This is a genomic window from Paenibacillus sp. PK4536 (genome assembly GCF_028594455.2).
GTDB lineage: Bacteria > Bacillota > Bacilli > Paenibacillales > Paenibacillaceae > Saccharibacillus > Saccharibacillus nuruki.
Genome location: NZ_CP126313.1, coordinates 4,329,635 through 4,342,581, shown reverse-complemented (window position 1 = coordinate 4,342,581; position 12,947 = coordinate 4,329,635). Strand labels below are relative to the sequence as shown.

Sequence of the window (12,947 nt, the reverse complement as noted above, 5' to 3'; positions counted from 1 at the left end):
CAAGCATTTTAAAGTAAAAGGAGTCTGTTATGACAACATTGATCAAAGTAATCGTCGCCGGAGCTGGCGGGCGTATGGGTAAAGAAGTCTTGAAATTAGTACTAGGTGACAAACAATTGGAATTAGCAGCGGCAATTGGTCGCTCTGATGCGGGCAAAGACGCAGGCGAATTAGTAGGTCTGCCTACAGCACATATCACAGTCGTTGCTGATCTGAAGCAAGCATTAGCAGACTATCCAGCAGATGTATTAGTAGACTTTACGACACCTGAATATGCGTATGAGCATGCTTCATTAGCTATCGAAGCAGGTGTGCGTCCAGTGATGGGTACAACAGGATATACAACCGAGCAAATTCAGGAATTAGATCAGAAATGTCAGGCAGCTGGTCTAGGTGGATTGATTGCACCGAACTTTTCGATCGGAGCTATTTTAATGATGCGTTTTGCAACACAAGCCGCCAAACATTTTCCGAATCTAGAGATTATTGAATATCATGGCGATCAGAAATTAGATGCGCCTTCAGGCACAGCTGTCAAAACAGCAGAAATGATCTCAGAAGTTCGTGAATCGATGAAGCAAGGTAACCCGAATGAGAAAGAAAATATAAAAGGTGCTCGTGGTGGAGAATATGACGGATTCCGTATCCACAGTGTTCGTTTGCCAGGTGTATTTGCACAACAAGAAGTGATTTTTGGCGGTGCTGGAGAATCACTCAAAATCCGCAATGATTCGTATGAGCGTTCTAGCTACATGCCAGGTGTAAAGCTAGGGGTTCAAAAAGTAATGGAATACAGCGGTATGATCTATGGATTTGAGCGTTTTATCGATTAATTTGAAGAGTAGGGGAGATTTCGATGTTTAATATCGCTTTTATTGCCCATGACCGTAAAAAAGATGAGATGGTCAACTTTGTGATTGCTTATGAAAATGTTTTTGATGGACATCAATTATATTCTACAGGTACCACAGGAATGCGTATTATGGAACACACCCAGTTGAAAATTCATCGTTATTTATCAGGTCCACTAGGTGGAGATCAACAGATCGGTGCTATGGTTGCGCAAAATGATATGGATTTGATTATCTTTTTACGTGATCCATTGATGGCACAGCCGCATGAACCGGATATCAGTGCTTTGCTTCGTATCTGTGATGTACAAGGGATTCCTGTAGCTACCAATATTGCAACCGCTGAGATTCTGGTTAAAGCGTTAGATCGTGGCGATTTTGCATGGCGTGAGCTTGTTCATAAATACAAGCCGGAGGCACTGTAATGAGTCAGTCTGTTGATATTCTTGTATTTGGCGCGCATGCAGATGATGCAGAGATTGGCATGGCGGGTACGATCGCTAAGCATGCCGCAGCAGGTCTAAAAGTAGGCATTTGTGATTTGACCGAAGCAGAGATGTCTTCGAATGGGAATGTGGAGTTGCGTAAGCAAGAAGCAGAGGCCGCAGGTAAAGTATTGGGATTAGCTTATCGTAGTAACTTAGGATTGCCTGATCGCCGTTTGGCACGTTCTACAGAGCAATTGGATGCGATTACTGCTGAGATTCGTAAGCTATCTCCCAAAATTGTATTTGCTCCGTATTGGATCGATCGTCATCCAGATCATATGATCTGTAGTCAACTGGTAGAAGAAGCTGTATTTAATGCGAAGTTGCGTCGTTATATGCCAGAACTTCCTCCAGTAACTGTGCAGCAGACCTATTATTATTTTATCAATGATCCTGCGCCTACCGATCTGCTTATAGATGTCACGGATGTATATGAGCAGAAAGAACAAGCTTTACTTTGTTATCGTTCTCAATTTGGTGGATTAGGTGCAGATATCGATATGGTTGAGACACCGCTAACACAAGGGTATGTCGAACGAGTACGTTATCGGGATAGCTTAGCAGGTCAACGCAGTCAGATTAAGTTTGCTGAAGGATTTGTAACGAAGACTCCTTTTGTCGTTGATCTTTTTCGCTAAAATCTCTTTTTTTTGCTAACACAATTATAAAGAGTATGTATATAATATAAAGTAATGAACTTACCTGATATAAAACGTAGAGCTTACATCATGATAAATGAGGTAAGTGAAAGGAGACAGCCCTTATGGACACGATGCTCAAAATCGGCATCACATGTTATCCGTCGCTGGGCGGCTCCGGCGTCGTGGCAACAGAATTAGGCAAATTACTTGCTGAAAAAGGGCATCAAGTGCATTTTATTTCGCACAGTGTTCCTTTTCGATTAGGAACATTTCACAAAAATATTTTTTATCATGAAGTTGAAGTGAATGATTATTACGTGTTTAAATATCCGCCGTATGATCTAACACTGGCTAACAAAATGGCTCAAGTCGCTAAAATGCAACAGCTGGATGTTCTGCATGTGCATTATGCTGTGCCTCATGCAGTATGTGCTTTTCTAGCGAAGCAAATGGTTGGCGATCATCTGAAAGTCGTTACCACTTTGCATGGAACAGATATCACAGTGCTCGCACAAGATGAATCGTTAAAAGATTTGATTCGATTGGCGATCAACGAAAGTGATGCTGTAACAGCTGTATCCAAAGACTTGATTCGTGAGACGCACGAATTGTTAGATATTACACGCAATATTGATTTGACGTACAATTTTGTAGACAAACGAATGTATTATCCACGAGATACGACTGAATTGCATAAAGATTATGCTTTTGGTGATGATCGTGTACTGATGCATGTATCGAATTTTCGCCCGGTCAAACGTGTTAGCGATGTGGTAGAGATTTTTGCCAAAGTCAATGAGAAGATACCTTCCCGATTGTTACTTGTAGGTGAAGGGCCTGATCTGCCTAAAATTCAATTTCAGATTCAAGAATTGGGCTTAACCGATCGTGTGATGTTTCTCGGTAAGCAAGATGATATCCCGCAAGTGATCTCGTTAGCTGATATTTTGTTACTGCCTTCGGAAAAAGAAAGCTTTGGCTTGGTAGCGTTAGAAGCTATGGCATGCGGTGTACCCACTGTAGGTTCACAAGCAGGCGGTATTCCTGAATTGATTATTCACGGAGAAACGGGTTATCTTGCGCCGATTGGTGATACAGACAAAATGGCAGAACATGCCATCGAATTATTAACCAACCATCAGTTGATGCAGACGATGATCAAAAATTGTCTGGATCGTTCGCAACGTGAATTTAGCAACGAACGCATGATGGCTGAATATGAACAAATTTACTACCGGGTACTTGGACGTGAGTTGTCTCAGCCTTCTCCGGTATGTGGTTGAGGGGATTATACCATGCAATGGAAATGGGTAGATCCGCAAACGGCGGAGCAGGGACAATCTCTGCTCCGCCGTTTGACTGATCAGGGATATGAAGGATATTTTGTAGGTGGATGTGTACGTGATGAATTAATGGGGCGACCCGTCAATGATATGGATATTGCAACCAATGCAACACCAGAGCAGGTGATTGCTTTATTTGAACGTACCATTCCAACAGGATTAGAACACGGTACAATTACCGTTTTGATTGAAAATGAGCCTTTTGAAGTGACTACATACCGTACGGAAACGGAATACGTCGATCATCGTCGCCCAGAACAGGTACAATTTGTGCGTGAACTGAGTGAAGATTTACGCCGGCGTGATTTTACAATGAATGCTATTGCACGGGGGATAGATGGAGAGTACGTCGATCCTTTTCATGGCATCGAAGATTTACGCAATGGAATTATTCGCTGTGTAGGTATAGCGGATGAACGGTTTGAAGAAGATGCATTACGGATGGTACGAGGGATTCGATTTGCTTCGGTGTTTGATTTTGAGATTGAACAGCAGACATGGCAAGCGCTTCTCAATCATCAAGCTTTAATCAAACATATTGCTACTGAACGTATTCGTGTCGAAATGGAAAAAATGATAGCAGGTCCATATCCGTATCATGGAATTGAATTGCTGTTAAGCAGTGGATTGGTTCCTTATATGAAAGTCGGTGTACCTTGCGAAAAGTTGAATCTTGATTTACTACGCTCATTAGAATCATTACCCTCATCGCCATTGGTTTTGCGTTGGACATTGATTGCATTAGCGTTAGGTATGGATGAACAACAGATCAAGCAATATTTCAAATCATGGACATTTCCAAATACAATCACAGATCAAGCATCTAAAATCATACGAATGAATCAGCGCTTATATGATGGAATAGTAGAACAAGAATCTGTATCACTGACAGAGAATGAAGTGGTTATAGAGTCAACATCCAGCATCGATCAGTCTTATGTGAGATTTGTCAGTTGTGTATTGGATTATGGGAAAGAGATTGCTCAACACTGGCATACACTGTATCCTGTTTTACCATCAACATATCAACAACGATTATCTACCATCGGACAGCAAGCAGATAGTTGGTTAGAGCAGTTAACGATTTACAGTCTAGCTGATCTACCGATTAAAGGACAAGAAGTGTTGGAATATGTAAAGATTCCCGCTGGAAAATGGTTGGGCGAATTATTTAATGAGATTCTACTTGTTGTTGCTACAGGGCAATTGGAAAATAACAAAGAGGCTATATTACATTATGCAGATCAAGCCTTAGTAAGGAAGGGATTACGATGAATGATGAACATCTGCTTCAATTGCTGAATGAACATCCAGGACAATATATTTCAGGTGAAGAAATCAGTCGCCGCATGTCGGTGAGTCGAACAGCCATCTGGAAAGGAATTAATCGTTTGAAGGAAAAAGGGTATGAATTTGACTCGACTTCTCGCAAAGGATATCGGATCACACGTCGTCCAGATCGATTCGATGTCACAGCTCTACAATTAGCATTAAGTGAAAAAGGTTCGTGGGGTCAGCCTCTACATTTATTCGAATCTGTACTTTCTACACAGGATGAAGCACGAACTCTTGCAGAACAACAGACTGCTGAAGGGACATTAGTAATTGCTGAAGAACAGACCGCAGGTCGTGGCAGACAAGGAAGACCTTTCTTTTCCCCATCCGGTAGAGGCATCTGGATGAGTCTGGTGATGCGTCCGACACAACCATTACAGTATATGTCTCAATTAACATTACTGGCTGCTGTAGCGGTATGTAGAGCGTTACGTAACATCACACAATTAGATATCGGCATTAAATGGCCGAATGATCTATTAATAGATGGACGCAAAGTATGCGGTATTCTGATCGAATCGGCGGCGGAAGATGGACGTGTACGTTATGCGATTGCAGGTATCGGTATAGATGCTAACTTAACAGCAGAAGATCTGCCAGAACATTTACAGCCGATTGCCACTTCTCTACGAATTGAATCCGGTCAGATCGTAGATCGTACAGTTGTTGTTGCTGAAGTGATCTCTGAACTAGAAACATTGTATCAATTGTATGCAGAAGAAGGATTCACACCCATTGCAGCTTTATGGGAAAGTATGGCGATTTCAATCGGCAAATCGATTCAAGTCCACAATGCACAAGGTTCTTTACAAGGGATTGCTCAAGGTTTAGGGATGAACGGTGAACTGTTACTACGCCTTGCTGATGATCAGGTGGTTCCTATTTATTCAGGAGATATCGAATTTTAATTTAAAAATAATTGTGACCCAAACTAGTGAATTTAAGTATTTGTTCTGTTATACTATATCGGAAGACGGTATCGGCAAGACCGAACCGTACTTTTTGATGTTAACTTGATGTTACCAGCGCTTGGCAATATAAGCGCGCCCAAGTTCAATGAGAAAATGATTTTTGCGAAGCAAAATATCTTTCTACCAGCGCTTGGCAATATAAGCGCGACTAAGTTCAATGGAAAATGATTTTTGCGAAGCAAAATATCTTTCTATCAGCGCTTGGCAATATAAGCGCATTATGCAAGCCACTCTAATGTTCACTCAATTACCGAGGTTATCTGTCTGTTGAAAAGATCACTGTTATTCAGCAGAAATAAACCTACAATTTTTGAGTCGCAGATTAGAGTACTAACTGAATAGGTATCCCATCTAGGATACACATGTGAAGCGAGGTGTTGGCTTACATTCAATTCTGCTCTGAGCCGTTTTATAGGACCGAGACAGGAGAGATGATCGCAAAGTGACTCTTTTTTGGACTCAGGACCTTTTTAGTGAACGACTAGACTAAAAGGTTTTTTATTTTGTCCGAAAGACTATACCCAACTTAAAAGGAGCTTGATGTCACCATGGCAGCCAAAATGCCGCTTAATATTTTGAAAATGAAAAAAATGAAACAGGAAGGTCATCCGATTACAATGATTACCGCCTACGATTATCCAACAGCTCAGCTTGCCGAAGAAGCGGGAGTAGATATGTTATTGATTGGAGATTCGTTAGGTAATGTCGTGCTTGGATATGATTCGACGATTCCTGTAACTATAGATGATATTGTATACCATTCGCGTGCAGTTGCTCGTGGCGCAGGATCTACGTTTATCGTAGCTGATTTGCCTTTTATGACGTATCACGGAAGTATTGACGAGACATTAAAAAGTGTTCGTCGATTAATGCAAGAAGGTCATGCTCATGCAATCAAACTTGAAGGTGGGGCAGAGATTGCAGATACCGTCAAAGCGATTGTACAAGCAGGTGTGCCGGTTATTGCGCATATCGGTCTAACTCCACAATCGGTACATCAGATTGGCGGATACCGGATTCAAGGGAAAGACGAGAAGGATGCACAACGTTTATTGGACGATGCTCTGGCATTAGAAGCGGCAGGCGCATTTGGAATTGTGTTAGAGCTTGTTACCGAAGAAGCAGCGATAACCATTAGCCAAAAGTTATCGATTCCAACAATTGGTATTGGAGCAGGTCGTGGTTGTGATGGTCAAGTGCTAGTGTTCCATGATGCAGTGAAATACACATCGTCTTACCGTGAAAAACGATTTGTTAAAACGTATGCGGATATAGGCGATACCATTCGTACGGCTTTGCAAGAGTATGTCAATGAAGTGAGAAGCGGCGCATTCCCAGCAGAACAGCATGTGTTTAGTGGAGATCAAGAAGCATTAGGATCATTGTATGGAGCCAAACGGAAGGTGGAGACTCAATCGTGAAAGTAGTACGTAGCATCACCGAAATGAGAACCGAAGTCAAACAATTACGCAAACAACGTTCGACGATAGATCATGAAGCAACAGTTGGACTTGTTCCAACAATGGGATTTTTGCATGATGGACATGCTAGTCTAATGCAAAAAGCAACAGAAATGAGCGATATTGTAGCGATCAGTATTTTCGTTAATCCGATTCAATTTGGACCGAATGAAGATTTCGAACGTTATCCTCGTGATGAGAAGCGTGATCTTGCATTAGCTGAAAAAAATGGAGTCGATCTGGTCTTTATGCCAGATGTTGAAGATATGTATCCTACACCAATCAAAACCCATGTCACTGTTGCTGATCTCACAGATACACTATGTGGTGCTTCGCGTCCAGGTCATTTTGATGGGGTATCGACTGTAGTCACCAAGCTTTTCAATATTGTAAAGCCTGATTATGCGTTTTTCGGTACAAAAGATGCACAACAAGTTGCTGTGCTTCGTCAAATGGTGACTGATTTGAATATGGATGTGGACATTGTCCCTTGTCCGATTGTCCGTGAACAAGATGGACTGGCACTAAGTTCTCGTAATGTGTACCTATCTCGTGAAGAACGCGAACAAGCATTAGTGCTTTCACGTTCCTTAAATAATGTACAGCAACAGATTCGTGATCAAGAGGATATGACAGCAGGGCAAGTACGTGAATTCCTGCGTACATCGATTGCTCAATCAACCATTGCTGAGGTTGATTATGCAGATATTTTAAGTTTTCCACGGTTAGAATCGTTGGCAGAGCATACTGTTTTAGCTGAGTTGGATCATGAAGTGATTATTGCATTGGCTGTCAAATTCGGACGTACTCGTCTGATCGATAATGTTATTCTGGAAGCGAAAGGTGTTGCGCTACATGTATAGAACAATGATGAAATCCAAAATTCACCGTGCTACAGTAACGGAAGCAAACTTGAATTATGTAGGTAGTATTACGATAGATGAAGATCTAATGGATGCGGCAGATTTGCTTGAAAATGAAAAAGTACAAATTGTTAACAATAACAATGGTGCTCGCTTGGAAACGTATGTGATCGTAGGTGAACGAGGTAGTGGAGTAGTGTGCCTAAATGGTGCAGCAGCACGTCTGGTTCAACCAGGTGACACTGTGATTATTATTTCGTATGCGATGATGAGTGCTGAAGAACTAGCCACTCACCGTCCGACCGTAGTATTTGTCGATGAAACGAACAAAGCAGTTATGGAAGCTCACAAAGAAGTTCACGCAACAATTATGTGAGAATGAGAGTTGAATAAGGCTTGGTGGGGGCGTTTTTAGTTACCTCGCTTCGGGAATAGAATTGTTCTTGTCGTCGCTGATTGACTAGAATCCCTGTTATATACCGCATAGCGGTAGGGATTATAGTCAAAAGGCGATCGCTTCGCTCTTTCAGAACAATTTCCATTCCCTTCGCTAGAGCGGGTAGCTAATACGCTGTTCACAAATAGTTTATTCAGGTTGGCTTGCCAAGGGCATTCTTGGTAGAAGAACATTTTGTGGATTGAAGGATTGAAGGATTGAAGGATTGAAGGATTGAAGGATTGAAGGATTGAAGGATTGAAGGATTGAAGGATTGAAGGATTGTGTTAGTGGGAGGATCTGGTGGGTAAGGGACTAGGTTCTTTTTTGTTTTGAAATGATAGAAATGAGGTTGGTCGATAATGCAAAAAGAAGAAGTATCCTTTTTAGGATGCTTCTTCTTTTTTTATGGATAGAGGATATATGTTAATCAGTGATGGTGTAGTTAGATGAAGCGGCTATAATATCTGCTTTTGCCCAGTGAGTGGATGGAACGTCAGTCCATGGGGTTGTTGAGTTTTGAGTTTTATCTAATTTGAGTACACGGTTAAGAGTGGTTACGGCTTCAGCACGAGTGAGTGGTTGATTAGGTTTAAATGCTGTTGGCGTTAGACCTTGCATAAATCCAGCTTGATTCACTCGTTTAATATCAGCAATAGCCCAGTTGTTTTGAATATCTGTAGCATTTGATGTTCCTGTGCCACTTAGTTTTTGCCAGCGACTAATAATAGTTGCCATCTCAGCACGTGTAATGGCTTGGTTGGGCTTAAATGTACCATCAGGTAGTCCACTCATCAAGCCATTGGTTTGTACATCTTGAATCGCTTGGTGAGCCCACAGCGAACTCGGAACATCTGAGTAAGAAGTTGTAGATGGCTCAGATGTAGAATGTGTACTTAATCGAGATAGCATAGAAGCCATTTCAGCACGAGTCACTTTCTGATTCGGACGGAATGTTTGATCGCTATATCCTTGAATATACGCTTGATACACATTCTGGCTAACTGTTGATAGATTAGCTGGAACTGGAGTCGTTGCTTCCAATTTTGGAGATGGTATATCCAAAATCGTAAATGTGCTAAACGCAGTCACTGTAAATTTCAAACCTGTCTGACCGTTAGCTTCATTAACTACAGTCGGTTGAATTAACTCATGCTCTCCATTGCTATGTTCTACAAAAATGCGAAGTTGGTTTAACCATTCTGTTTTGGCAATCGCATTTTGAGGAATAGCATTAGTATCTACAGGCATAACCAGATCTACTGACTGATTTTGCAAATTCGTTTCAATATTCATCGGTGTACCAACGACTGTGATATTTCCATCTTTGGATACATTTTTAACAAGTGATTGTTGTTGTGCACGTAACTTCACAGCATTTTGATCAGTAGAAGAGGTTAAAGGAATGACTTGAAATTGCAAATCGTTTTTCAACGATTGTAATGATGCTGTTGGAATAGCCAATTGAACATGTTCTGTATTAAAATCCAAGTTCATATTAGCTTGATTTAGACTGTTTAAAGCTGTTTGCGGCATCGTCATTTTCAATGAATTAGCAGTGTTTGGAATAGTAATAGTTGCTGTTTTTTGATTATTTGCCTGTAATTTATTAATTTCTGTTTGTAATTTGTCTGTAGAAAATAAAATACTGGATTGCGGCTGTCCATTTGCTGAAGATATTTGTGTTGTGCTACTTATATTATTAGCAGATAGTACAGTTGATTTACTAGTATTGGTTGCTACATTAGAATTACCATTTGTATTCGATGAATTGGTATTTTTATCATCGGATTCTTTGACGTTCACTGTTGCAGTTGCTTTAAAATTGCCTTCTACAGTTGTTGCTATAATGATTGCAGTTCCTTTAGCGACAGGTGTAACCACTCCATCTTTCACCAGTGCTACTTTCTCATTGCTACTCATCCAAGTGATATCCGCTTGAGTTGCGTTAACAGGAGCAACCGTTGCTTGAAGAGTTACAGGTTGATCTTTCTTATTGATTGTAAGTGTAGAAGTACTTAATGTAACACCAGTAACATCTACAGTTTGCTTAGGATCTGTAAAGTCTAGTTTTTGAATAGCTGGTCTCCCATTGAAACTACGATCAAAACTACTTCCATAAGCAGTACCATCAGGTAAGAAAACAATACTATTATCATTATTTTTTTTAATTTCCTTTAAATCATTAATGTTTAACGGCAAGGTAGTTAATGATGAAGATTTGGCTTGAAATAGATACCCATTATTTGCGTTGATGTATAAATTTCCAGCAGGACTCACATCAATATCATTTGTTTGATTAGGAAAATCAATCACTAATTTTGGAGTGTCAGCAGTAGTCCCATCCATTTTCAAAATTTGACTAATTTTATTTTTAGTTACAGACATATAAAGCTGATTTTGATGATCAAAAGCTAAACCATTTATATACAATCTATCTTCATCTGTAAAATGATAATAAGGTTGGCTTAATATTGAAAGCTCTTCTTGGGTTAATGGTGTTGAACGATTTAAATATTGAGCATCTAATTTAAATATATAATGGGTAGCATACAGCGTGAAAAATAAATTTCCGTGTTGATCTACAGCCACAGCATTTGCCAAAGGTGTTGCAGCAAGTAACGATCTTTTGTAACCATTACTTGTTTTAATAACCTCATAAAATCCTTTTTCATGATTAGTAATATATAAATGATCTTTCCAAGCCGTCATAGCAACTATATGAGGAATATCTAATCCTTCTATACTTAAAGGAAGAGGTTTAACAATTACTTGTCTGGTTACTTCTAATGCTGCAACATTTGCAGGGTTAGTTGCATTATAGTGAATAATATAATGACCTGGAATAGAAGTATTTAAAGAATCCACAGGTTTGCTATCAAGTGTATAAGTGATTTTTGTTGTGAATTCAGAATATGTCGCATCCTGTACAGTTATACCTTCTTCTACATAAGTATCACCAACAAAAAGACTAGGATTATAATCTCCTTTTAATGTGATTATAGGTTTAGAGCGAGGATAAATAGCTTTAATTTTTCCGTTATCGTTATAATAGCCTCGACCATCAGGAAGGAAAACCATTCCTTTGGCATTAGGATACAATGAACCGATATCACGATATAATTCTGAAGCATCATCAGATACGGGTAATTGTTTTAATTTATCAGCAGGTATTTTGAAGAAGCCATGTTTTGCAAAGTCAGGTCGAGATACATTTCCGTTAAAGTAAAAATTATCATTTTTATCTAAAGCCATAACTTGAAAATTTTCAACATCTGATTGTATGATTGCTTCTAACTGTTGACTATTTTGATTCCATCTATACAAAACAGCATCAAAATAAAAAACAGGATTAGCAATATAAAGTTGATCTTGAGAATCAAATGCGATATTAGAAATATTTTCTATAGGTTCCTGACCAGCAGGCGCTTTGTCGCTAAGATCTAAATAAATAGAGCTATAATTACGAAGCTCTTCTGAATTTAGAGGAGAACTTTGCAAGTATTTGGCATCTACTTTGTTAATCTTTGCTTGATTTTCTAAAGTATAAAATAGGTCGCCAGCTTGGTTGAAAGCAACAGTGACAATAGTATCAGCATAGTAACCACCATATACGATAGAAGTAACTGTCCCAGAGCTTAATTCAACTTTTGATATGCCTGAACTACCTTTTGCAAGATAAACAGAACCGTTGTGATAAGTCATACCCAAGTTACTAAGGATATTCAATTGATCAATATCATTTTGATTTGCAGTAGCAACAACATCAACTGTACGTTTTGAAGGATAAGATCTTTTTCCGGCTGGATTCTCTGCAACATATGTAATGACGTATACTCCAGGTATATTAGTATCAATCTGACTTACTGGTACAGAATTTAAAGTATATGTAATATCAATTTTTAATTCATCTTTACTATATACACTATCCGATACATTCCAGCCTTCTTCAATAAAAGGTTCTCCTTGCTTTAATGTTATATCATAGTCTCCAGAAAGACTAAAGTTAGGCGTACTTATAACCTCATTACTTGCTACCAAATTACTTGTTTCTTCCTCACTTGCAAAAAGCGTAGCAGGCGCTGACCCCATTAATGTCACCACCAACACTAAAAACATCATCATAAACTTTCTCATTTTACTTTAATTCCCTCCATTTATAATTATATTGAAATCCTTTACTAATATAACAGATGCTACTCAATATGGGTAAATTAAAATTCACACAATTTAAAGCTATATGATATTTTATGTAACTCTATATATGTTCCTCATTTCCTGCTTCTTCCTAAACGAGTTATTCAAAATTATGCTTATGCACCTACACCAGCGGAGAGGAGAAAATCATTCTGAAAGAGCGAAGCGCTCGCCTTTGTAAATGAATCCTGACTGTGAAGCAGTCATTTAAAGGATTCATTTACAACAAGCGACGACAAGAACGATTTTCTCCTCGCAGCGCCACCCCTAGAAAAGCTAAAATTTAAATAACCACCCACCCTTTGATTTTCAAAACCGTCTTCTTCTGGTATGCTGATAGGTGAACATTTCGACATCAGGTT

At 39.5% G+C, this 12,947-nt stretch carries 10 protein-coding genes; 9 read left to right on the top strand and 1 reads right to left on the bottom strand.

The features are described from left to right. Positions 1-29 precede the first annotated feature (29 nt). The 9 genes from dapB to panD all read left to right on the top strand — a co-directional run bounded on the left by dapB (position 30) and on the right by panD (position 8,328). Positions 30-833 carry a 4-hydroxy-tetrahydrodipicolinate reductase gene (gene dapB, locus PO903_RS19240; RefSeq protein ID WP_273594326.1) on the top strand — a complete coding sequence of 268 codons (804 nt, stop codon included), beginning with the start codon at positions 30-32 and terminating at the stop codon, positions 831-833. Positions 834-856: 23 nt separating this feature from the next. Beyond that, entirely contained in the window at positions 857-1,276 is a 420-nt protein-coding gene (locus PO903_RS19235) for a methylglyoxal synthase (protein WP_069327938.1), read from the top strand. Continuing rightward, on the top strand, positions 1,276-1,977 hold the full coding sequence (bshB1, locus tag PO903_RS19230) for a bacillithiol biosynthesis deacetylase BshB1 (protein ID WP_273594325.1): 702 nt from the start codon (positions 1,276-1,278) through the stop codon (positions 1,975-1,977). The genes PO903_RS19235 and bshB1 overlap by 1 nt, the downstream gene beginning before the upstream one ends. Before the next feature lie 125 nt (positions 1,978-2,102). Continuing rightward, positions 2,103-3,263 (top strand): N-acetyl-alpha-D-glucosaminyl L-malate synthase BshA, encoded by a 1,161-nt coding sequence (gene bshA, locus PO903_RS19225; RefSeq protein WP_069327940.1) that lies wholly within the window; start codon positions 2,103-2,105, stop codon positions 3,261-3,263. 12 nt (positions 3,264-3,275) lie between these two features. Then, positions 3,276-4,598 (top strand): CCA tRNA nucleotidyltransferase, encoded by a 1,323-nt coding sequence (locus PO903_RS19220; RefSeq protein WP_273594324.1) that lies wholly within the window; start codon positions 3,276-3,278, stop codon positions 4,596-4,598. Next, positions 4,595-5,566 (top strand): biotin--[acetyl-CoA-carboxylase] ligase, encoded by a 972-nt coding sequence (locus PO903_RS19215; protein ID WP_273594323.1) that lies wholly within the window; start codon positions 4,595-4,597, stop codon positions 5,564-5,566. Before PO903_RS19220 ends, PO903_RS19215 begins: the two co-directional genes overlap by 4 nt. A gap of 611 nt (positions 5,567-6,177) precedes the next feature. After that, complete coding sequence (gene panB / locus PO903_RS19210; RefSeq protein ID WP_273594322.1) at positions 6,178-7,050, top strand: 3-methyl-2-oxobutanoate hydroxymethyltransferase; 873 nt, start codon at positions 6,178-6,180, stop codon at positions 7,048-7,050. After that, positions 7,047-7,952 (top strand): pantoate--beta-alanine ligase, encoded by a 906-nt coding sequence (gene panC, locus PO903_RS19205; RefSeq protein WP_273594321.1) that lies wholly within the window; start codon positions 7,047-7,049, stop codon positions 7,950-7,952. The genes panB and panC overlap by 4 nt, the downstream gene beginning before the upstream one ends. Beyond that, on the top strand, positions 7,945-8,328 hold the full coding sequence (panD, locus tag PO903_RS19200; protein ID WP_069327945.1) for an aspartate 1-decarboxylase: 384 nt from the start codon (positions 7,945-7,947) through the stop codon (positions 8,326-8,328). Before panC ends, panD begins: the two co-directional genes overlap by 8 nt. 486 nt (positions 8,329-8,814) lie before the next feature. On the opposite strand, the gene PO903_RS19195 is transcribed toward panD, so the two are convergent. After that, entirely contained in the window at positions 8,815-12,525 is a 3,711-nt protein-coding gene (locus tag PO903_RS19195) for an S-layer homology domain-containing protein (protein ID WP_273594320.1), read from the bottom strand. Positions 12,526-12,947: the final 422 nt, after the last annotated feature.